This window comes from Actinomyces marseillensis (genome assembly GCF_900155605.1).
In the GTDB taxonomy this organism is placed as follows: Bacteria; Actinomycetota; Actinomycetes; order Actinomycetales; family Actinomycetaceae; genus Pauljensenia; species Pauljensenia marseillensis.
Genome location: NZ_LT707420.1, coordinates 1856053 through 1877937, shown reverse-complemented (window position 1 = coordinate 1877937; position 21885 = coordinate 1856053). Strand labels below are relative to the sequence as shown.

16 protein-coding genes and 1 pseudogene are annotated in these 21885 nt (G+C 55.4%); 14 read left to right on the top strand and 3 right to left on the bottom strand.

Going from position 1 to position 21885, the window contains the following annotated elements; all coding sequences use genetic code 11:
• Positions 1 to 16 precede the first annotated feature (16 nt).
• The 8 genes and pseudogenes from BQ8011_RS08255 (at position 17) to BQ8011_RS08220 (ending at position 7910) form a co-directional block, all read left to right on the top strand.
• The gene (locus BQ8011_RS08255) at positions 17 to 2383 is read left to right on the top strand and encodes a glycogen/starch/alpha-glucan phosphorylase (protein ID WP_072456248.1); all 2367 of its coding nucleotides are present in this window, start codon (positions 17 to 19) and stop codon (positions 2381 to 2383) included.
• 187 nt (positions 2384 to 2570) lie between these two features.
• On the top strand, positions 2571 to 2936 hold the full coding sequence (locus tag BQ8011_RS08250; protein ID WP_072456246.1) for a GntR family transcriptional regulator: 366 nt from the start codon (positions 2571 to 2573) through the stop codon (positions 2934 to 2936).
• Positions 2937 to 2952: 16 nt separating this feature from the next.
• Complete coding sequence (locus BQ8011_RS08245) at positions 2953 to 3681, top strand: ABC transporter ATP-binding protein (RefSeq protein ID WP_072456244.1); 729 nt, start codon at positions 2953 to 2955, stop codon at positions 3679 to 3681.
• Positions 3681 to 4493, top strand: coding sequence for a hypothetical protein (locus tag BQ8011_RS08240; protein WP_072456242.1), 813 nt, complete (start codon positions 3681 to 3683; stop codon positions 4491 to 4493). Before BQ8011_RS08245 ends, BQ8011_RS08240 begins: the two co-directional genes overlap by 1 nt.
• Before the next feature lie 58 nt (positions 4494 to 4551).
• Positions 4552 to 5157 (top strand): CPBP family intramembrane glutamic endopeptidase, encoded by a 606-nt coding sequence (locus BQ8011_RS08235; protein ID WP_072456240.1) that lies wholly within the window; start codon positions 4552 to 4554, stop codon positions 5155 to 5157.
• A gap of 128 nt (positions 5158 to 5285) precedes the next feature.
• Positions 5286 to 6252: pseudogene (locus tag BQ8011_RS08230) on the top strand (AlbA family DNA-binding domain-containing protein).
• Positions 6253 to 6356: 104 nt separating this feature from the next.
• A complete protein-coding gene (locus tag BQ8011_RS08225) occupies positions 6357 to 6698 on the top strand; it encodes a DUF2249 domain-containing protein (protein ID WP_072456238.1) in 342 nt (113 codons plus the stop codon).
• A gap of 132 nt (positions 6699 to 6830) precedes the next feature.
• The gene (locus BQ8011_RS08220) at positions 6831 to 7910 is read left to right on the top strand and encodes an ankyrin repeat domain-containing protein (protein WP_072456236.1); all 1080 of its coding nucleotides are present in this window, start codon (positions 6831 to 6833) and stop codon (positions 7908 to 7910) included.
• A gap of 9 nt (positions 7911 to 7919) precedes the next feature.
• Here BQ8011_RS08220 and BQ8011_RS08215 read toward each other — a convergent pair whose 3' ends face one another.
• On the bottom strand, positions 7920 to 9527 hold the full coding sequence (locus BQ8011_RS08215; RefSeq protein ID WP_106406409.1) for a DEAD/DEAH box helicase: 1608 nt from the start codon (positions 9525 to 9527) through the stop codon (positions 7920 to 7922).
• Positions 9528 to 9710: 183 nt separating this feature from the next.
• On the opposite strand from BQ8011_RS08215, the gene BQ8011_RS08210 reads away from it, so the two are divergent.
• Positions 9711 to 10334 carry a ferritin-like fold-containing protein gene (locus BQ8011_RS08210; RefSeq protein WP_072456234.1) on the top strand — a complete coding sequence of 208 codons (624 nt, stop codon included), beginning with the start codon at positions 9711 to 9713 and terminating at the stop codon, positions 10332 to 10334.
• 40 nt (positions 10335 to 10374) lie between these two features.
• On the opposite strand, the gene BQ8011_RS08205 is transcribed toward BQ8011_RS08210, so the two are convergent.
• A complete protein-coding gene (locus BQ8011_RS08205) occupies positions 10375 to 10599 on the bottom strand; it encodes a DUF3107 domain-containing protein (RefSeq protein WP_072456232.1) in 225 nt (74 codons plus the stop codon).
• A 258-nt stretch (positions 10600 to 10857) separates the two neighbouring features.
• Here BQ8011_RS08205 and BQ8011_RS08200 point away from each other — a divergent pair, with 258 nt between their 5' ends.
• From BQ8011_RS08200 to BQ8011_RS08190, 3 genes are all read left to right on the top strand, one after another.
• Positions 10858 to 11643 (top strand): DUF5067 domain-containing protein, encoded by a 786-nt coding sequence (locus BQ8011_RS08200; RefSeq protein WP_072456230.1) that lies wholly within the window; start codon positions 10858 to 10860, stop codon positions 11641 to 11643.
• Positions 11644 to 11780: 137 nt separating this feature from the next.
• Positions 11781 to 14915 carry a PD-(D/E)XK nuclease family protein gene (locus BQ8011_RS08195; protein WP_072456228.1) on the top strand — a complete coding sequence of 1045 codons (3135 nt, stop codon included), beginning with the start codon at positions 11781 to 11783 and terminating at the stop codon, positions 14913 to 14915.
• A 2-nt stretch (positions 14916 to 14917) separates the two neighbouring features.
• Positions 14918 to 18325 carry an ATP-dependent helicase gene (locus BQ8011_RS08190; RefSeq protein ID WP_072456226.1) on the top strand — a complete coding sequence of 1136 codons (3408 nt, stop codon included), beginning with the start codon at positions 14918 to 14920 and terminating at the stop codon, positions 18323 to 18325.
• A gap of 43 nt (positions 18326 to 18368) precedes the next feature.
• On the opposite strand, the gene BQ8011_RS08185 is transcribed toward BQ8011_RS08190, so the two are convergent.
• The gene (locus BQ8011_RS08185; protein WP_072456224.1) at positions 18369 to 19562 is read right to left on the bottom strand and encodes a phosphotransferase; all 1194 of its coding nucleotides are present in this window, start codon (positions 19560 to 19562) and stop codon (positions 18369 to 18371) included.
• A gap of 149 nt (positions 19563 to 19711) precedes the next feature.
• Between BQ8011_RS08185 and gdhA the strand changes: the two genes are divergently transcribed.
• Both gdhA and BQ8011_RS08175 read left to right on the top strand, forming a co-directional pair.
• Positions 19712 to 21076, top strand: a complete 1365-nt coding sequence (gene gdhA, locus BQ8011_RS08180) for an NADP-specific glutamate dehydrogenase (RefSeq protein WP_072456222.1) — start codon at positions 19712 to 19714, stop codon at positions 21074 to 21076.
• Positions 21077 to 21219: 143 nt separating this feature from the next.
• Positions 21220 to 21867 (top strand): class I SAM-dependent methyltransferase, encoded by a 648-nt coding sequence (locus tag BQ8011_RS08175; protein ID WP_456047822.1) that lies wholly within the window; start codon positions 21220 to 21222, stop codon positions 21865 to 21867.
• The last annotated feature ends 18 nt before the right edge of the window (positions 21868 to 21885 follow it).

The window sequence follows — 21885 nt, the reverse complement described above, 5'->3', positions numbered from 1 at the left end:
CGCAAGGAGAGATTTTATGAGCCGGTCCCTAGAGGAACAGCTAAAGTCGCAGGTTCGAGCGGTCTCTGGACGCCCTGAACGCGTCTCAACCGAGATGGAAGCATGGCAGGGGCTATCTGCGGCGATCATCGATCGTATCGCTGATCGCTGGCATGCAACAGAGCGCACCTACGCAGTGGGGCGCATGGAACACTACTTTTCAGCAGAATTCCTGATGGGGCGGGCGCTCTTAAATAATCTTTCCAACCTTGGAATGGTTGACGAGGCCCGCGAGGCCTTGGCAGCGCTGGGCAAGGACCTGTCCGTGGTCTTGGAAGAAGAGCCCGATGCAGCACTGGGTAACGGTGGCCTTGGTCGACTGGCTGCGTGTTTCCTGGATTCGTGCGCAACCTTGGATCTGCCGGTTGCTGGCTACGGTATTTTGTACCGCTACGGTCTGTTCAAGCAGCTTTTCGATAATGGCTTCCAGACTGAGCATCCCGATCCCTGGATGGAAGAGGGTTACCCCTTCGTCATTCGCCGCGAGGAAGAACAGCGCATTGTTCGCTACGCGGATCTGACTGTCCGCGCCGTTCCTTATGACATGCCGATTACCGGCTACGGCACGAAGAACGTCAATACGCTGCGCCTGTGGAAGGCTGAGCCCATGGAGGACTTCGACTACGATGCCTTCAACTCTCAGCGCTTTACCGACGCGATCGTTGATCGCGAACGCACCATGGATATTTCCCGCGTGCTGTACCCCAACGATACGACCTTCGAAGGTAAGGTTCTGCGCGTGCGCCAGCAGTACTTCTTCTGCTCGGCTTCTCTGCAGGCAATCGTTGATAACTACGTCGCAGAACACGGCGATGATCTGCGCGGCTTTGCGCAGTTCAATGCCGTTCAGCTCAATGACACGCACCCGGTTTTGGCTATCCCGGAACTCATGCGCATCCTCATGGATGAGCACGGCCTCGGCTGGGAAGAAGCATGGGAAGTTGTCTCACATACTTTCGCGTACACGAACCACACGGTCTTGGCTGAGGCTCTGGAGACCTGGGACATTCACATCTTTGATCGTCTCTTCCCCCGTATTTCTGAAATCGTTCGAGAGATCGATCGTCGTTTCCGCCTGGACATGTCCGAGCGCGGCGTTGATGGTGCAACCATCGATTACATGGCTCCCGTCTCGGGTAACACTGTCCGTATGGCGTGGATTGCCTGCTACGCCTCGTACTCGATCAACGGCGTGGCCGCGCTGCACACTGAAATCATCAAGCGCGAGACGCTGAAAGAGTGGTACGCGATTTGGCCCGAGCGCTTTAATAACAAGACCAATGGCGTAACTCCACGTCGTTGGCTCAAGCAGTGCAACCCGCGCTTGGCGGCTCTCCTTGACGAGGTCACCGGATCGGATCGCTGGGTGACCGATCTTGACGAGCTTGCGAAGTTTACTGATGCTGGAAATTCTGACCTGTACGCGCGCTTGTCTCAGATCAAGCACCAGAACAAGGTTGATTTTGCCGCGTGGGTGAAGGCTCGTGAGGGTGTCGAGATTGATCCCGATGCAATCTTCGATGTTCAGATCAAGCGTCTGCACGAGTACAAGCGTCAGCTGCTCAATGCCTTCTACGTGCTGGATTTGTACTTCCGCATTAAGGACAATCCTGCGCTGGATGTTCCTAAGCGCGTGTTTATTTTCGGTGCGAAGGCCGCCCCCGGCTACATTCGTGCGAAGGCGATTATCAAGCTGATTAACACCATCGCTGACCTGGTCAATAACGATCCGGACATCAATGGCCGCATCAAGGTCGTCTTCGTCCATAACTACAATGTCTCGCCGGCCGAGCACATCATTCCTGCCGCGGATGTTTCCGAGCAGATCTCGATGGCCGGTAAGGAAGCCTCGGGCACGTCCAACATGAAGTTCATGATGAACGGCGCGCTGACATTGGGAACCTTGGACGGTGCGAACGTTGAAATTCTCGAGGCCGTGGGAGAAGAGAACGCATACATTTTCGGTGCAACCGATGATGAGCTTCCCGAGCTTCGTCGCCACTACGATCCTCGCTGGCACTACGAGAACGTGCCTGGCTTGAAGCGCGTGATCGATGCTTTGACCGATGGAACCTTGAATGATTCCAACTCCGGTTGGTTCCATGATCTGCGTTGGTCGCTTCTGGAATCGGGATATGAGCCTGCTGACGTCTACTACGTCTTGGGCGACTTCGCTTCCTACCGTGAAACAAAGGACCGTATGGCACAGGATTACCGTGACCAAGAGGCTTGGGCACGCAAGGCTTGGGTCAATATCACGCGTTCCGGTCGTTTCTCTTCTGACCGCACGATCAGTGATTACGCTCGCGAGGTTTGGCACATCAGCGCCGAGCCGATTGCGTGAATGTGGCATAGGCGGCCTGTTAGAGGCTGAATGCGTGGCTTAATGCCGTAACACCCCGTTGGGATTTTCCCAACGGGGTGTTTGTTGTCCTCCGTTTCCGACCAAACTGTATTACTGTGTTGACACAGTTTCGATAGTGTGGCACTGTATTAGTGTATTAATACAGATAGACAGGAGGGATACATCGATGCGCATCGATGACACCCGTCCAATCTGGATCCAATTAGCTGATTCGTTCCGCGGTCGTATTACCGACGGTACGTGGAAACCAGGCGAAAAGATCCCCTCCGTGCGTGATCTCGCGATCGAGGCAGGCACCAATCCCAATACCGTTCAGCGAGCCCTGAGTGCACTTGACGAAGAAGGGCTGACGGTCCCGAAGCGGACCGCAGGACGCTTTGTCGCAACCGATGAGTGCGCTCTGCATGCTCTGCGGAAGAACGACGCGCATTTCGCGGTAGACGCCTACATTCGTGCATGTCGTTCACTGGGAATCGATCTGGAAGGTGCCCGGTCTCTGATCGATCAACGTTGGGATGTCACGGAGAAGTAGCCAAGGAGGCATACTCATGACCACACAAACTGAGCGGTCAAGGTGTGCGGGGCACGGCCTCGTCCACGTGGACCACCTCACGAAGCATTACCGGAAAACGCCGGCTCTACGGGACTACTCGCTGTCACTGGATGCCGGGCACATCGTCGGTCTGATGGGTCCCAACGGATGTGGGAAGACCACGCTTCTGAAAATCCTTGCAGGCGTATTGAATGATTATCAAGGGCAGGTGAGTATCGACGGGCATAAACCCGGAATCGGTACAAAATCTATTGTTTCGTACTTGCCTTCAGCAGCATTCCTTAACGGCGAATGGACCGTGGAGCGTGCGATTAACATCTACTCGCGTTTCTTTGCTGATTTTGAACCGGAAAGAGCGCGAACCATGGTTGATTTCTTTAAACTCCCCGAGAATCGTCCGCTCAGTGAGATGAGTAAGGGAATGGGGGAGAAGCTTCAAATCAGCCTGATCATGGCGCGCAAAGCGAAGGTTTTCTTGTTGGACGAGCCGATTAGTGGGGTAGATCCGGCAACTCGCGACATTATCCTCGAGGGGATTTTGCGTGAGTTTGATCCCGAGTCGCTGCTCATCATGTCAACCCACCTGATTTCGGATATCGAACATTTCGTTGACTATGCGCTCTTCATGAAAGAGGGACAGGTTCTTCTTCAAGGAGATGCGGATGATCTGCGTGCAACGCGAGGGGACTCTTTAGATGCGATTTTCAGGAAGGAATACCGCTGATGTTCGGGAAAATGCTGTCTTATGAAATCGGTAGTCGCCTGCGTGCTGATCTTCGTGAAATGGGGACTGTGCTTGCGATCCTTGGCGTGACGGTCGGTGTCGTTGCAAGTGGAGTCCCGGGACTGAGCGGGACAATGACCATGTTTGGTTACCTGATGTGCGTAGCGATTCCTGTGGGTGCAGCGATCAGTGGAATGAGTGACTACTGGAAGACTCTGTACGGACAACAGGGGTACTTCACCATGACTCTGCCCGTGTCAGGCGCCGTGATCTACTGGGCAAAGGTCAGCCGAATGATCATCGAATTCCTCATCGCGCTTGCCTTAGCCATCGGCGGAGGCATTGCAGTTGCGTGGGCGGCGGCATGGAGTCAGGGCATCACCCTCGCCGACTACACTGCTGGCCCACGTTCGCTATTTGCGACTTTTTCGACTCTGGCACTTGTGGTTTTGTTTATTACCTGGATCGTTTCGTGTATTGCGCTGATTCTTCAGGTCTGTGCGGTCATGAGTATTGCGGCCGAAGGGCGCTTCAACCACATGGGCTTCGGTGCGGTGGCTATCGGATTGGTCCTGCTCTACATCGTTGACCAGGTTTTGAGCGGAATTGGAACCTTCTTCATGCCCTTCTCAATGACTCTCGACGGCCATTTCAGTACCGAGGTTATGTGGACGTCATATCGCGCGACTTTGGGAACTGAAGGGTATCCCAATGTTTGGGGAATGGGCGCATGCATTTTGGTCCCTCTCTTTGCACTATTCCTAGCAGTGTGGGCCTCGCGCTCAATTGAAAGGCACACGTCTTTGCGATGAGCTAATCGTGCGCTCTGTATCCTTGAAAGCAGACTGCGCGCGATTGTTGGAGGCTGCGATGGTATTCACGACTGTTATCTCGTCTTTTGTTCAGCTCGCACTTGCCCTTGTTCTTCCGGTTGCATGGTGGGCTGTTGCAACGCGCAGGCGCGTTGAGTTCGCAACGTGGATTGGCCTCGTCGTCCCCGAGTGGAAAGCAAAGCGTCAGCGTCTTGTGCTCGCGCTCATGGTCTGGGCTGTTGTTGCCGTGCTTTCAGTCGCGCTTCTTTCCTCGGCTGCTGGCGAGACCGCCTCCTCACGCTTCGCAGGCAGCGGGATCTATGGAGCGATAGCGGTCCTCTTCTACGCCTTCATTCAAACCGGCCTATCGGAAGAGATTCTCTTTCGAGGGTTCCTTGGAAAGAAGCTGAGCGAGAAGTTCGGATTCAGAGTTGGAAACACTGTGCAGGCCGTGGTCTTCGGCCTTGTACATGTGGTTCTGCTTTCCTCAGCGTTCACCCTGCTCCCACTTATTGGCGTGGGAGTGCTGACTGCGGTCAGTGGCTGGATTATGGGCTGGGTGAACGAAGAGGCGGCAGGCGGTTCCATTCTTCCCAGTTGGATGATGCATTCCCTTGCCAACCTCCTCGTTGGTTGGGGAGCGGTGTTCGGGTTTCTTGCTTAAGGGAAAATTCTGTGGATACCGCTGCGCTTTTTCGCGGGCGACTGGGTACCGTTAAACCTCGATGACACTCCTTCTATCGCCGCGAGGTGCAGGCGAAAATAGCTAAGGAAAGCCGAATGATCGTTGACATGAGTACAGGCCAGCCGAACTTTTCGGCGACTCCTCAAAACCCTGATTTGCTCAGATGGGTTGGGATTCAAGTCGCAGTTGTCGTGCTTGCCTGGCTCATTGGCATGATTGTTCGCCGTTTCCTTGCTTCGCGAATGACGATGTCCACTGCCTCGGCAACCTTGACCGGCATGCTTGGTGTGTGGGCTGGACTTGCTCTTTGCCGGCTGGATTTTCTCAAGCTCTGATATGTGGCGCCCGGCCATGATTGCTGTCGCGGCCGTGGTTTCCCTCCTTGTCGTCACTGTCTGCGCTCTCATCGTCGCTTATCTGCACCCGCGTCCCGGCCTTGATCCGATTGCTGACGTTGCCGCGCGAGGCGAATCCGATACGCGCGAATTCAAGTCCAGCGCACGCTGGAATATGCGTACCCAGCAACGGGATGATGCGATGGAGACCGTCATTGCCAAGACTGTCGCCGCCTTCATGAATTCCGGCGGAGGAACGCTCCTTATCGGTGTTGATGATGACGGTAAGCTCATCGGTTTAGGCCCGGACTATGCGACATTGAAGAGTCCTGACGCTGATCGTTTTGAACTGTGGATTCGTGACCTGTGGGGGCAACGCCTCGGAACTAACGCGGCTGCGCTGCCAAGCATCGACTTCGCTCCGGCCACGGATCCCCAAGAGGGCTACGAGGCTCAGGAAGTCTGCCGCGTGACCGTTCCTCCCAGCCCGAGGCCGGTGTACCTCCTCGGCCCGAAGGGGAAGGGTGCGCCGGAGCTGTGGGTTCGCGTGGGTAACTCAACGCGGCGCCTCGAGGTTTCCGACGCGGTTGAGTACATTACCCACCGTTGGCCTTCCAGCGTGCGCACGACCTTGTGGGGGCGTATTCGCATGTTCTTCTTCACTAGGGGAGGGCGTCGTGAGCGTCCCGCCGCTCTTCCGCGTTTTGTCCAGCGTGTGTTGACGGATTCGGAGGAGTAAGACTCCTCGAAGGGCAGCTTTAATAAAAACGTATAGACTATGTTTTATTAGAAGCTGTTGCTCAGGCGTTAATGACACCGCCGAGGCCCGACGAAAGGGAACTCATGATCGAACCCAACTCTGACCTGCCCGAATTCGAACTCCGCGATGTTTCCGCCGAAAAGGCGCAGGAGCCTGCTCAGTCCGGTGGATGCGGTTGCGGTTGTAACCACGAGGCTGAGCTGCCGCGCTTGGATGCACGTCCCTTCCCGCCTCGCTTGCGTCACCCCGCAATCCTGGGTGCCGTTTCCTCTCTGAATGTTGGCGAGGCGATGGAACTGGTCGCGCCTCACGTGCCAACGCCCCTGCTCAACCAGATCGACATGATGCTGGAAGGCGAGTTTGCCTACGAGCTGGTCGCCGTCAGCGATGAAGGCGCGATCGTTAAAATCTCCCGCGTTGGCTGAGCAGAATATATAAACTACTCGCCCCGATGGCGCGCGTAGGTTCAAGACCGCGGGATCACGCAGAGAGGTGTCGGGGGAGAGGGTACCTTCAAGACGCTATTCTTGAAGAATAACGTTCACTTGGAGGTCGGAATGCGCAAAACTCTCCCCAACGACATCAAAGAAATCCTCGCAAGCGGGGACGTCGAGGCCGTGGCTGAGGCAGTGAAAAACTGCGAGATTGGCGCATACCTGCGGAGCGAATACGGAAAGCCCAAACTCTTGCACCTCCTCTGCTCGCAAGAGATTGTCGAGTTCTTGGTCGCCCGAGGCGAGGACATCAACTGTCGCAATGAACGCGGACAAACTCCCATTCACTGCCGCGTCAAGCAACGTCGACCCGATCTGATCCCCGGTCTCATTGCCCTTGGCGGTGACATCAATGCCCGGGATAACACGGACCAAACTCCGTTGTTCGGCGCTGTCGAACGCCTGGACGCGCCCGAGGTGGAACAGATGATCCAATGGGGCGCTGACCCTACTCTTGATGCGCATTCAAAAATCTATGGGGACTACACGCTGACGAAGTACGCGCTCAGTTGGTACAACTTGTTTGATTCCCCCAGAATCTTGCGTGTTTTCAAGGTTTTACGTGCTCATGGCGCACACCCAAGCGGCGAGGAATACAAAGCTCTTCAAGCCATGGATAAAGATCGCTGCTCGATCATCGCCCACAACCCTGAAGATGCCAGCAACCCCCGCTTCCTCGAAGCCGCGGAAGCCTTGCGACAGCTGTGCGAAATGTTCGGCGTCGCTCAGCAAGTTGCGCGTCCCGCCCCAAGCGTTGGAGAAAAGCTCGAGCTCGATCCTTCGAAGAGCTGGAAGAAACTTTCCAGCGAACTCTGGGACTTGCTCGTTCCACTTGATAATCAGGCCGAGACACTCCAAGGTGAAGCCATCAGGATCACGGGTAAGGTCGCCTACGAGGTCTACGACAACGGCGGCATTAACTGGGAACCGACTTTTAACGCGCTCCTCAAGCAATTCCTCGAGATCATTTCCTCTCAGGTCCCCCTCAGCGCAGACGAGCTTGCGCGCGCCAAGAAAGCAGTGGGAGATCTTCGCGGTGGAAAATCAACCGAGGCCAGCGATGTCCTGAGGGAAGCCGCTGTTCACTGGGTGCTCGCCAATCCTGTCTTACGCGAAAACACCCTGCCTTTCCTCGGCCGGTAAACGCGCGCCTTACTCCTCGCTGCCCTTACGACGGCGCACCCGCTTACGCGGTGCAGGCGAGTGCTCACCACGACCACGGCCCTTCGTACCGCGGTCGGAGCGCCCCTGCTTTCCAGGATTCATCGTCTGATCGCCATCCTTACGGCCGCGGCGCCGACTTCGGCTGCCCTCGCTAGAGCGGGAGGATGCGCGAGTACCTGAGCGGCCTCGGCCTCGTCCACGGCGGGAAGGCGCACCCAAATCCTCAAGCTTTTCGGCGCCAAGTCCCTCGCGCGTACGCTTCGCACGAGGCAGACGCCCGGTAACGTCCTCGGGAATATCCAAGTCCGTGTACAGGTGCGGCGAGGTGTGGTAGGTCTCCAGAGGTTCGGGAACTCCCAAGCCCAGCGCCTTCGAAATCAATGACCAGCGCGGGACATCGTCCCAATCCACGAAGGTTACGGCTGTGCCAGAATTCCCCGCGCGACCGGTGCGACCAATGCGGTGGATGTAGACCTTCTCGTCCTCGGGGCACTGGTAGTTGATGACGTGGGTGACATCGTCAACGTCGATGCCACGCGCGGCAACATCGGTTGCAACCAAAACATCGACCTTGCCATTACGGAAAGCACGCAGAGCCTGCTCACGCGCACCCTGACCGAGGTCGCCGTGAAGGGCAGCAACCGCGAAACCGCGCTCGCTGAGCTCGTCGGCAACGCGCGCGGCCGCACGCTTGGTGCGGCAGAAAATCACAGCGCGACCGCGGCCTCGTGCCTGCAAGATACGCGCAACGATCTCGGTCTTGTTCATGGCGTGAGCGCGGTAGATGACCTGCTGGACCGTGTTGACGGTCTGGCCCTGATCGTCAGGATCTTGCGCACGGATGTGGGTCGGTTGGGTCATGAACTTGCGAGCCAGCGTGATCACCGGGCCGGGCATGGTTGCCGAGAAAAGCATCATGTGACGGTCCGCGGGAATGCGCGAAAGCAAAGTTTCAACGTCCGGGAGGAAGCCCAGGTCAAGCATCTCGTCGGCCTCGTCAAGGACAACGTTTTCCACGCCGTTCAGGTGCAGCACACCTTGACGGAGCAGATCGATCAAGCGCCCGGGGGTGCCGACGACGATATCCGCGCCTCGCATGAGTGCGTCAATCTGGGGTTCAAAAGCAACGCCGCCGTAGATGTCAACGATGCGCGTCGACAGGTGCGAGGCTGCCGCCCGGAGATCTTCGGCCACCTGCTTGGTGAGCTCACGGGTCGGCAAAATGATGAGTGCCTGCGGCATATTCGGATTGAGAAGGTCCTCGTAGCCCTCTTCATCCGGGGCGATGACGTCTTCCAAGACGGGGATGCCAAATCCCAGAGTCTTACCGGTACCGGTCTTGGCCTGACCGATGATGTCGTGGCGATCCAGTGCAACGGGAAGAGTCAGGGCCTGGATCGGGAAGGGGTGGGTGATGCCGCGTTCTTCAAGCGCATCAACAATGGGGTCACTGACCCCGAAATCAGCGAAAGACTTCGCTTCGAAAGTTTCATTTCCCGAGTTCGTAATATCGGGGGTGGTCTCTTCTTCAGTGGAAGGGGCAGCAATCGCGCCAAGACGAACAACGCCGGCGGAGTACTCAGAAGGTGAAGTCACAATCAACCTGTCCTGGGGAAAAACCCCGTTGAGAATTGCAGCCGATCGCGGTCTTCTTGTGGGCACTTGCCCGGGAAACTTTTCTCGCGTGCGATCGGTCAGCACTGTCTTTTTCATTGTACGAGGTTGACAAGGTTTGTCCGAAGAGGAACCCGTCACGTTTGTGTGATGTAGTGTTATGCCATGGAACGCACCTATGAACCTGTGGCGGACAGCGACGCGGAAGTCGTCGGTCTGATCGCGTATTCGATTTTGGCTGCAATGACTCGCCTGGCAAAGGATAGTGACCAGGCTCCGACCTTCGAAGCGAAGGTGGAACACGCACGTATGGCGACGCGTGTTTTCGAGACTTTTACTCAGGTTGAGACGTGGTGTACTCACCGTGGAATGGATTTGTCTACGTATGCGCGAGCCTACGACGGGCTCTATGACGACCTCGATGCCCGCACGCGCCCGACAACGTGGTATGAGCGCTCCATTAAAACCTATGTGACTTTGGGTGTCCTTGGCGGTTTCCTGCGCGAGATCGCTTCGCGAAAGAATCTTTTCCCCGGAGCGAATTGGGATCTTGAACAGGGGGAGTGGGTGCGCGAGAATCTTGCCCCCATTCTCGAGGCCGACGAGCAGCTTGCCGCGAGGCTGTCCTTGTGGGCGCGTCGAGTTGCCGGAGAAGTCTTGGGTTTGGTGCGTTCGACGATGTTTATGCACCCGGACTTATCACTGTCGCCCGAAGACTCAGATGCTATTGCTGAGGTGCTCAGTAGTGAACACGCTGAGCGAATGAAGGAAATCCACCTGCGCGGCTAGCGCAACAGGTGGACTTGTGAAGAAATAAGCGCGCGGCTTCTCAGTGAATGGCGAAGCCGACACGGTGGCTCTGTTGTGCCGTGACGCGCACGAAGGAAATTGCCTGCGCGGGGATGAGTGTCTTCTCTCCCTTAGTGTCGATGAGAAGCAGCGGCGTTTGAGCGCGGAGGGCTTCGCTTACTTGAGCGAAGAACTCATCTTCGCTGAGGTTTACCTCTAGGTCGAGCTCGCGCGGGCTTGCCTTGATACCGATCGTAATGTTCACTGCGACTCCCAGATGTCATGGATCGAATGGTCTTCTGTGTCCTCATAGTACGTGCAGCCGGGGGAGCGGGCCTGCTATTTCTGCAAGAGCGTAATTGTGGGGTCGGTCGAAGCGTTGTCGCGCTTTAGTGTCTAAGTGGTTAGTATGTGGGGTTGTGTTGAAAATAGTGCGAGAAGCGGCAGCTATCGGGTTGTGTTGACGAGTTGTTTTGTGTTCTGGCGGTAAAGCTTAAAGTTGAATCTACTCGAAAGGTGAACGATGTCTTTTCCTCCTTATCCGCAGGAAATGCCCGTTGAGGGGGTTTATTCGACTGTTCCTCCTCAAGGACAATTTGGAGTAGCACCTGTAGTTAAACCCTTATCTCCCCTTGCTATCACCGCACTCGTGTTGGGAATTATTTCTCTTCTCCTGTTCTGGGTTCCGGCTCTTCATAATCTAATTCTTATTCTGGCCCTTATTGCTACAGTCGTGGCGATTTTCGCTGTCGTTCAGACACGCCCGGATACGACTCACCGTGGCTCCGGTATGGCGATCACCTCACTGGTGATTTCGACTCTCACTATTGTTGCTGTTTTGGGAGGCCAAGCTATGTATTCGAAGGTTAATGGTGAGGCCTTCGGGGCAGCTTCTGTATCGCCTCAAGCTTCCAAAGGTGCGGCGACCTCGGATGTTGTTCAGCTGGAGAACGGTAAAGTCACGATTGAGGTGAAGAAGGTCGAGGAGTCGGTAGATGATCGGGAAGGTCAGCCAACGGTCGCTGTGACATTAAAGATCACAAATAATGACACAAGTAGTTTGAATCCTTTTGCATACTATGTTGAGGTATCCCAAAACAAGGCTGAGCTCGATAGTGCAATTTATTCCGATGATCTAATGCCTGAAGGATACGAGCCTTTCGCGGACTTGGAAGAGGTCCCAGCTGGTAAAAGCATGACCCTTGTGGAAGGGTATGTTCTTCGCGATGCAGCTGCTCCAGTTACGCTGATGATTGACAGCACTATCTCTTCAACAAAGGCATTCAAAAAGGAATATTCACTTCAGTAAAGGGTTAAGCCCCCACCTTGAGTAGGACTGCCAGAATGTGCCCCCGAAGCAGCAGCTTCGGGGGCACACTTTTCTCAATTTCGCTTCGAAGCCAAAAGTTGACTCCAAATGCACATGGCCTCTGTCAGAATCACTATATGGGTAACAAACAGGTACGGATAGAGATTGGCTCCGGATTTGCGGGCCTTCCTCACCTCGATGATCATCAGCGTGTACTTCTTCAACGCATGATGAACTCGGATGCTGTACTTCGCGGTGCCCCTGGAAGCGGAAAGACCACACTCCTGCTCAGCGCAGTCGCAGAGCTCGTTCGACAGGGACGCAGCTTTCTTGTACTTACTCCTGACCGTTCGCGGGCCGACGCACTGATGCCAGCTGTCCAAAGTATGGCTCCCGATGCTGTTCGCCCTGTACGCACGCCCACAGCATGGGCGTATTCGATCGTTTCTCAATGGCGCAATACGCGTGACGAACCTCTGGGGGACGTTGAACTGCTCACCGGTGCAAGCATCGATCGTCTGATCACGCAGCTTCTTGAGACAACGACCCCCAACTGGCCAGAAGATCTTTCTCAAACTATTCAAGCGCTGCCCGCTTTTAAGATGGAGCTGCGCTATCTCATCGATCTTGCTGCCGAGGTAGGGCTTGCCCCCGACCGCCTTGCAGAACTTGCAAATATCCATTCAATCCCGCAATGGGAGAGTGTCGCATTCCTCCTGCGCAAATGGCAAGAGATCCCCGAACTTGCAGTCGAATACCGTGGAACAATGCAAGCTCACGGTGCTGCCCTTGGTCGCAGTGCAGCGGGACTGCTTTTGCGCTGGGATCAAGACATTGAAACTTTGCGGCTCCGCAGCGAAATACCACTACCGCAGTGCATCCTCATTGATGATCTGCAGGATTGCACGCCTTCGCTTCTCCCACTGCTTCAAAGTGCACGCCAATACGGCACCCAGATCATTGCTTTTTCCAATCCGGACGTATCGGTGACCTCGTATAAGCGCGGTTACGCAAACCTCGACCTCGACCTCGCCAAAGTTCTAGGCGTCGATATTGACGATTGCGGCGGAAGCTATCATCCAACTCCGCAACTGCACGAATTGAATCTCCAGATCAGTTCGCATATCACCCAATCCGGTCCAATTTCTCGGCGTTTGGCCCCATTCCTCGGAAGAACAACAGATACAGAAACTCCGGTACGAATCCACTCGTGCGCAAGTTCAGCACAGATGGGGGCGGCAATCGGCTACGCCTTGCGTTCACACCATCTTCACGACGATATTCCCTGGTCCCGCCAACTTGTACTTGTCCGCTCTCAGTCGCTCATTCAACAGGCGCGAAGAGCCCTCAAACGGAGCTATATTCCCCTCGCCGGAGGACAACAAGCCTTCGATTTTGCCGCCAACTCGATGACATCGGCACTACTGACAGCGCTCATTCCGCACAGTGATAGCGCGGCTCAGCTCATCGACCTGTGGCTTCGCTCCGACCTTATTTCAATCGATACGCTTCACGTCAGATCAGCAATTCAGAACTACGTGTGGGCACACAGCGAAACTGTCCGCGATGGAACTCTCTCGCAGCATTTAACAACAGACATGCTTTCTCGGATCCTCACGGATTCCGGTTCTTTGCCGCAACATGTTGAAACAGAGCTACGCAAACTACTTACGGCCTCGTCCCTATGGAAAGAAAGCCCGGGACTGAGCGCAGAAGAAGGCCTGTGGAAGGCCTGGGAGACGGCAGATGTCGCCCAAGCCTTGAGCGATCGAGCGCTCGCGCAAGACGCCGATTCTGACTATTACGACGACATCCTCGACGCGGTGATTGCGCTTTTCCGTGTTGCAGACATCTGGCAGCAGCGCAATCCTCAAGGAAATGCTGCAGACTTCGCAGCCGAGCTGCTCCAATCGGACGTTCCCATCGACACAATCGCGCGAACAGCACTTCGCCGTGAAGGTGTTCACGTGCTGACCCCAGAACAAGCAATGGGGAAACACTGGGATACTGTTGCAATCTACGGACTCCAAGATGGCTCATGGCCGGATCTACGCCTCGGGCACCGGCTGTTGCGGGGTGACCTCCTCACGGACATTCTCCGCCTCGAGTCGCAGGGGAGTGACTGCACTCCAAGCGAAACAACGCCTCTTCTTGACGATCCACGCATTCAACGTCGAGCCATTCTGGACAATGAACTGCGCCGCTTGCTTGCTGCAACATCAAGGGCAACGCGCTTCCTCCACATCGGCGTCGTCTCGAATGAGGACCAAGCTCCTTCACAGTTCGTCGAGCTCATCGCGAAGGCAAGTGGAATCGAGATCCCTGAAGAAGGATTCACACCAGAAGAAGTACCCCCATCTTTGGATCTATCGGGCCACGTTGCGCGACTGCGATTCCTTGCAACTCAAGAAGACGACCAAACTCGTGAACTCGCGGCCAATCTTCTTGCTCTACTCGCCCAACGCGGCGTTCACAGCGCTCAGCCGGACAAATGGATCGGTGCAGGGGGAATCAGCTCCGATAGTGCAATTTATGGACAACAGAACGTCTCCATCAGCCCCTCCAGCTTCGACACTGCGCGTGCGTGTATTTTGCGTTGGTTCTTCTCGGCAAACAGTGGTTCATCTGTGCCCACACAAAGCGCTGCCGACGGGACACTGATCCACAGCCTCGCTGAGCGATTCCCACACGGACCAAAACAAGCCGTTGTCAAGGCTCTCGAAGAAGAAATCCAAGCGATGGATCTGGACGAAGAACCTGCAGCAACCAAGATTCATCTCAACCATCTCCGTGACATGGCTTCCGCGCTAGGGGAGTACCTAGAAGGTGCCACAGGCGAGGTGCGCGTTGAAGTCCCCTTCGACGTTCCCGTATCAAGCGTGAACATCCGCGGCCGGATGGACCGATTAGAGGTCAGCGGTGAAAGCGCGCGGATCATCGACTTCAAAACCGGGAAAAAGGGTGCAAAAGGCAAAATTAAAACCGATCCCGACCACCCGCAATTGGCTCTGTATCAATTGGCTGCAGAAGAACTCGGCTACACGATCATCGACGCTGAACTGAAATACCTCGGATACGGAGATGTTCGGACAATCCTTCAAGAGCCACTCGATGACGACAGTAAAAATGACTGGATCAACCAGCTCGACGAGGTCGCTTCACGGATGCGAGGCCCGCACTTTATAGCCACGCCATCCGATGAAGCATGCAGATACTGTGAATTCACCAGATCCTGCCCGGCGAAGGACCAAGGAAAAAGGAGCGTCGAGTAACCATGGACCTCAGAAAACTGGACGTCGACGAGATTCTTCGCATGGCGACTCCGCGCTCCAAGCCCTTCCTTGCACCTACGGAAGAACAACGCGCGGTTATTCAAGCTCCACTTGAACCACTCCTCGTCGTTGCAGGAGCAGGCGCTGGAAAAACAACCACGATGTCGCAGCGGGTACTCTACATGGTCGCCCACCACGGCATCGATCCCGAGCGTATCCTCGGCCTGACCTTTACGCGAAAAGCCGCCGGTGAGCTCGGGTTGAAAATGCGCCAAGACCTCGCCACCCTTGCCTCGAATAGCGGGCAGGAATTTGTTGGAGAGCCTACCGCTCTCACATATAACTCTTTCGCCGCGCGGATCCTTGGAGAATACGGCGCAACAATCGGCGTTGATCCAGATTCTCGGCTCATCGGGCAGGCACAACAAGTCCAGGTGCTCAGCAGTATCGTCGAAAACTGGAGGGGTGAATACCCCCAAAGCGATGAGCAATACAAGCCGACCGCAACCATCGTTGCCGCCGTCCTGTCTTTGTCTGGGCATATCGCCGAGCAAAATATGACGCTGGACGATGGACGAATAGCACTGAGTGCATTTCAAAAAGAACTTGAAGAAGTCGCTGCAATCTCCGGAAAGGAGCCGACGGGGAATCTCAAGAAAATGATTGAGGTGAATCGTAACCGCCTGCTCCTTCTTGATATCGCAGAAGCTTTCGAAAGCTATAAGCGTGCCCACGGTCTCATCGATTTTTCTGATCAACTTCTCCTGGCAACACAAATCGTTACCTCGAACAAAGACGTCGTGCGCCAAGTTCGAAGCGACTATCAGGCTGTTCTTCTCGATGAATTTCAAGACACCTCGGTCATCCAGATGGTTTTCTTGTCTGCTCTCTTTGCAGATCACCCAACTACCGCTGTCGGCGACCCCAGTCAGGCAATCTATGGTTGGCGCGGAGCTTCGGCCTCTGCCCTCAGTGATTTCCTCACTCGCTTTTCTCCGTGCCACGACGCGTCGCAATTGGTTCTCTCAACAGCTTGGCGAAATGACCAGACAATCCTTGATGCAGCAAATGCGATCGCTCAGCCCCTGCGGGGACAGGCACGCATTGGTAATGCTGGCAACGCCCCTACTCGTGAATTAAAACCACAGCGAATTACAGTTCCAGTTCTTGCTCCACGCCCAAATGCGGGTTCGGGACAAGTGAATACCAGCTATCCGCTCACCTATGATGAGCAACTCCAAGCGGTCGTTGATTTCGCTCGACAACATCGAGTCCAAGACGAACACGGGAAGTGGAATACCTGTGCAGTACTATCTCGTCGTCGCTCGGACTTCCCCGCGATAGAACGGGCGCTTAAAGACGCTGATATCCCCGTGCAAGTCGTCGGACTCGGGGGACTTCTCGACCAAGCAGCGGTTAGCGACGTTCGGGCGGCACTTGATCTTGCAGCAGACCCCGCGAATGCCCCCGCCCTCATGCGTCTTGTCACTGCAATGGATATCGGTGCATCGGATCTACTGGTTCTTAACCAGTACGCAAAACAACAGGCATATCAAAAGACGCAGGGTGTTGTTGCGCATCCAGAGTTCAGTTTGATCGAGGCAATTGACCAGCTTCCCCCGATTGGTTGGCACTCCTCATCAGGCGGGCCAGAATTTAGTGAGGTCGCCCATCAACGTCTATCTCTTCTTGCCAAGCGCCTTCAAGTCATACGCCAGGGGATGGGGCGTGCGCTTGATGAACAAGTCGAACGCGCGATATCCATCCTGGGACTTCGCGAGGCAATCATGTCTGATCCCCTTGGAGATCAGGGCATGGAGATGCTCGACGCATTCGTTGACATCGCAGCCGAGTATGAAGCGCAAGTGTCTGGCGCAGACCTGCCAGGATTCCTCGCATGGCTCCAAGTCGCTGAAGACGAAGAAAAAGGCCTCGCAATCCCTGTGAGCGCGACTCGACCTGATGCCGTTCAACTGCTGACGATCCACTCGGCAAAAGGACTGGAATGGGATTCAGTCGTTGTTTTCGGCCTGCAAGATTCAGTCTTCCCCGATCACAAGTCAAAGCCACGAGACTGGAAGCAAGACCCGCCGGGAACAACTGAATGGTTCTCCTCGATTGAAGAACTTCCGTATCCCGTGCGGCGAGACTATGCCGATCTGCCACACATGGTTCCTGAAGAATACGGCTCAATGGGAATTGTTGAGTACTTTGATCTCCTTGCCCAAGAAGCAGAGAGAAAAACGACTACTCCAATGAGCATCTTCAACAAGCATGTTGCCTCCAACAAAGATGCGAATCAGACAGTGGATACCGTCCACAGCAGGCAAGGAATTCACCATGAACTCGAAGAACGACGCCTTGCCTATGTCGCATGGACGAGGGCTCGCCACGACCTGCTGTTGCTTGGATCATGGGTTGGCGCAACCAGTGTGACTCCACGCGATCCCTCGCGTTACCTCATGGAAACCGTGAATGCGCTCGGTCTTGATGAAGGCACTATCGCAGCTCGTCCTGAAGAAGACATTGCGGATCAATCCCTGATAGAGATCGACCCAAGGCTACGGCAATATCCGATTCTTCCCGGACGCTCGCGTCAGCTCGTCAACGCAAGTGCAACGCGCGTTCAAGAACTCATCGATACCCCGACGAAGCTCCTTGAAGAAACACTGAAAACTCAGCTCGATAACCCTCTTGTCCGCGATACTTTCTTGCTCATGGCAGAGCGTGAACGTGCACGCCAAGACGCGACTGAAATTCGTATTGACCGTGTTCCCGCAACCAGTATTTCAACCTTGATTGATGATGGTGATTCCTGGGTTCGTAGGCTGAGGCGGCCTTTGCCAACTCCACCCCAGCGCAGCTCCCTCCTAGGCACTATTTTCCACATGTGGGTCGAAAAACAGCTCCACCTGACAACCGGCGAGCTCTGGGACGACCCCGTCGTCGGTCTTGAAGCCCTCAGCGCAAGGGAACAGGAAAGGCTCTCCCTCATGCAAGAGAACTTCCGCTCTCTCGATTTGAGTTCTCTTGTTCCTGTTGCCATCGAAGAACCCTTCGCTCTGAACTATTCAGGAGTATCCGTTCAAGGTCGTATTGACGCTGTCTTTCGTGACTCGGATGGCAACGACATTGTCATCGATTGGAAGACATCCCAAGTGCCCGGCCCCACCACCAGCATCGAGAAATGGGAATACTACGCACGCCAGCTCCAGCTCTATCGGGTTGCATGGGCGAACAAGCGCGGTATTGCGCCAGAACAGGTGCAGGCACGTGTCTACTTCATTGGTGGGCCCGTGGACTTCTCCCTCGAAGACATCGCGAAAATTATCAACAAACCAGTCGACCGACTGGAAAGCGAACTCGCCCGCGCACTGAGTGAACTCGTTGTGAATAACCCAAAGATCTAAACAAAAAGAGGTGGTCCCTTGAAGCGCGGGACCACCAATAGGTCTACTCGTGCGTCGGCAAAATAACACTCATATCGAGGTGCTCGGTTGGTCCTTCGATCGCATCCGTGTGCCCCACCTCGTCCTTAAGCTCACCAGAAGGAGGAAGCTCTGCTTCGGCGCGCGCATCCTGAACTGGGTGTGCGTCCTGAACTGGGTGCCCGGCCGGGGTTGCGTGCGCGTCCTGGGCCGTGCGCACGTCCTGGGCTGTACGAGCGGCCTCGGGCGATTCCGAATGCGCCGGCGCAACATCGGGTTCCTCGTGGCGCTTTGCGGAAGGTGCCTCACCGATGCTTGCCGACAAATCGGCCAGCATCGCCCGGGCCTCGTCAACGATTTCTGAATCATCACTATGCAGGCCATGGACCAGCCAACGTACCACAGCGAGCTCGGACAAAAGCTCCGCGCGCTCAAGCAGATGCAAATCCTTCTCGGAACGAGTCTGTTGGTAGGCCTCGTGGAAACGCTCCAAAAACTCATCGGAAGCGCGAGCAAAAACCCACGCAATATCAACAGCCGGATCTCCCACGTGTGCCGAAGAAAAACCTGTCAGCGCGCAGACTCGACCGTGATCGACATGGATCGATGACTCGGACAGATCACCGTGGATAGGGGAGGGAAGGAAACGCCACAGGGATAAATTCTCCAAGGACTCTTCCCAGCGGTCCCACAAGTTCGCAGGAATAACGACTTCCTGCGCGGCCTCGTCCAAGACCGCCTGATGGCGATCGCGACACTCAATAGCTGAATACGCGGGAAGATTGACCCCCGTGTAGATGAGCTCAGGAAGATTGTGTAGGGCCGCCAGCGCGTTCCCCAAAGACGCGGGAAGCAAATGAGGATCATCGAAATCCGAGGTTTCCATGACTCGACCGCCAAGATCGCGGTGAACCATCACGCGATCCCCCTCAGGGGTGCGGGTAAAACCCGCAGGACGCGGAATTTCGAAGGGAATCTTCGAAAAATCGTGAGCTTTTCCAAGGCGCTCTAAGACGGCGTTTTGGGCCTCCATGTCCAAACCGCCAACCGTGTCATGTGGGCACACGACCATCCAGCGGTCGCCCGAAGTGTCGATGAGACCGGTGACCGAGAGGACTTCATCGCTGAACTGCGGGGGACGCAATCCGGCGACTTCAAGGTGGGGGACCGCCACGGTCGCAAGGGCAGCAAGTTCGTAGGGGGTCTTTGATCGAGTCACGTTCTTGACCTTAGCGGTAGCATTCGCGCCATTGCAGCAGGCGCAGCGGGCATCAGTAAATTCATAACGTGATGAGGATCTAAGCAATGGAGAGTCCAGATATTGGAAAAGAGAGAGTAAATGAAAACCGGCGGTGGAATGATCAAGACATGAGCGAAAAGTTTGACACATCTCGACTTCCCCGCGAGCTTTCCTCTGTTTTTGAGGAGTTGGTTGCTCGCGATCCCTACCAACTTGAGTTCCATCAGGCTGTTTATGAGGTTCTCATGACCCTCACACCTCTGGTCGCACGCAAGCCTGAATATCAAGACCTGGCGATTTTTGAACGAATTACAGAACCTGAACGCCAAGTCATGTTCCGTGTGCCTTGGAGCGATGATCAAGGACAAATCCACGTCAACCGCGGATTCCGTGTTCAATTCAATTCAGCTCTTGGCCCCTACAAGGGCGGTCTGCGCTTCCACCCTTCGGTAAACCTGTCCATTATTAAGTTCTTGGGTTTTGAGCAGATATTTAAGAACTCTTTGACCGGCCTGCCCATGGGCGGCGCAAAGGGCGGCGCGAACTTCAATCCCAAGGGTAAGTCCGACGCTGAAATCATGCGTTTTTGCCAGTCCTTCATGACCGAACTTCAGCGTCACATCGGTCCCGATACTGACGTTCCTGCAGGCGACATTGGTGTTGGTGGTCGCGAGATCGGTTACCTTTTCGGCCAGTACCGCCGTCTGCGCAACAGCTTCGATGCTGGTGTTCTCACTGGCAAGGGCCTGACCTGGGGAGGCTCCTTCGCGCGAACCGAGGCAACCGGTTACGGCCTCGTCTACTTCGCGGAGGAAATGCTCCGCGCTCGCGGCACTTCTTTTGACGGCAAGCGCGTCGTTGTTTCCGGTTCCGGAAACGTTGCTATCTACGCGACCGAAAAAGCTCAAGAACTGGGCGCAACGGTCGTCGCAGTTTCCGACTCCTCCGGTTTTGTTGTCGACGAGGCAGGAATTGACGTTGAGCTGCTAAAAGACGTTAAGGAACGCCGTCGCGGACGCGTCAGCGACTACGCAAACCAGCGTTCGAGCGCTCGCTTCAGTGCTGAGGGGTCAATCTGGGAAGTTCCCTGTGATGTCGCGCTTCCGTGTGCAACTCAAAACGAGCTCCCCCTTGAGGGTGTCCAGGCCTTGATCCGCAACGGTGTGCAGATGGTCGCGGAGGGTGCAAATATGCCCACTACTCCCGAGGCCATTGATGAGCTGCATCGTGCGGGTGTCCTTTACGCGCCAGGCAAGGCATCCAACGCTGGCGGTGTTGCAACCTCCGGTCTTGAGATGCAGCAGAACTCGGGCCGAACCCAGTGGCCTTTCGAGGAAACTGACGCGAAGCTGCACCAGATCATGGTGGGAATCCATGAGAACTGTTTGGCTACCGCGGACGAATATGGGGTGCCCGGAGACTATGTGGCCGGTGCAAACCTTGCTGGTTTCATCAAGGTTGCGGACGCAATGGTCGCTCAGGGCTTGATCTAATTCGCAGGCTGTTTAGGGGGCTTCACGCCGGTGGGCGTGAAGCCCCCTTCCGTATAGGTGGAGGAGCGCGCCCGCCGAAATAGAGCGGCTTCCCTTGGGTCTAGTGCGAAATGCAGGGCGCGCGTAGCATTCTTGGTATCGCAATGAAGCGTAGGCATTGGGCAAGCGGAGGTTCTCTGATGTTCTGGGATCGGGTTGCGCCCCTTTATGACTTCTTTGAAAACACATTCAATCGCGGCGTGTACGACGGAACAGGCGTCGCCGTCGCTCAGCTGGTTGGCCTCGAAGACGAGGTCCTTGAATGCGCCTGCGGAACCGGTGCAATCAGTATTTTCCTTGCGCCAAAGTGCAAGAGGCTGGTCGCTACTGACTTTTCCGAGGGAATGCTCAAACAAGCGCGGAAGAAACTTGCGAAGTATCGCAATGTCACGATTGAAAGAGCTGATATCACCAAGTTGCATTACGCGGACGATTCCTTTGACATCGTTGTGGCAGGCAATGTCATCCATCTGCTTCCAGATCCTAGTGCTGTTATGAGGGAACTTGAACGAGTCGTCCGCCCCGGAGGCACTATCGTCGTCCCGACTTATGTCAAGCGTCGCCCAAGCAAACAAGGAATAATCCCGAAGATCCTTGCGAAGCTCGGCGCTGACTTCAAGGAACAATTCGATGTGGATTCCTATCAAGCTTTCTTTGAACAGTTGGGATATCGCGACGTTACCTACACCGTTATTGACGGCCGTATTCCTTGTGTGATCGCTTCCCTTACCTGTGACAAAGAGTCTCGTTAGCGGTTAGCTAATAAGTGC

Bases quoted from the DNA above. Each gene is read 5' to 3' on its own strand.
- BQ8011_RS08245 (WP_072456244.1), top strand. From the start codon at position 2,953: ATGACCACACAAACTGAGCGGTCAAGGTGTGCGGGGCACGGCCTCGTC.
- BQ8011_RS08190 (WP_072456226.1), top strand. From the start codon at position 14,918: ATGGACCTCAGAAAACTGGACGTCGACGAGATTCTTCGCATGGCGACT.
- BQ8011_RS08175 (WP_456047822.1), top strand. From the start codon at position 21,220: ATGAAGCGTAGGCATTGGGCAAGCGGAGGTTCTCTGATGTTCTGGGAT.
- gdhA (WP_072456222.1), top strand. From the start codon at position 19,712: ATGAGCGAAAAGTTTGACACATCTCGACTTCCCCGCGAGCTTTCCTCT.
- BQ8011_RS08200 (WP_072456230.1), top strand. From the start codon at position 10,858: ATGTCTTTTCCTCCTTATCCGCAGGAAATGCCCGTTGAGGGGGTTTAT.
- BQ8011_RS08250 (WP_072456246.1), top strand. From the start codon at position 2,571: ATGCGCATCGATGACACCCGTCCAATCTGGATCCAATTAGCTGATTCG.
- BQ8011_RS08240 (WP_072456242.1), top strand. From the start codon at position 3,681: ATGTTCGGGAAAATGCTGTCTTATGAAATCGGTAGTCGCCTGCGTGCT.
- BQ8011_RS08195 (WP_072456228.1), top strand. From the start codon at position 11,781: ATGGGTAACAAACAGGTACGGATAGAGATTGGCTCCGGATTTGCGGGC.
- BQ8011_RS08255 (WP_072456248.1), top strand. From the start codon at position 17: ATGAGCCGGTCCCTAGAGGAACAGCTAAAGTCGCAGGTTCGAGCGGTC.
- BQ8011_RS08210 (WP_072456234.1), top strand. From the start codon at position 9,711: ATGGAACGCACCTATGAACCTGTGGCGGACAGCGACGCGGAAGTCGTC.
- BQ8011_RS08225 (WP_072456238.1), top strand. From the start codon at position 6,357: ATGATCGAACCCAACTCTGACCTGCCCGAATTCGAACTCCGCGATGTT.
- BQ8011_RS08220 (WP_072456236.1), top strand. From the start codon at position 6,831: ATGCGCAAAACTCTCCCCAACGACATCAAAGAAATCCTCGCAAGCGGG.
- BQ8011_RS08235 (WP_072456240.1), top strand. From the start codon at position 4,552: ATGGTATTCACGACTGTTATCTCGTCTTTTGTTCAGCTCGCACTTGCC.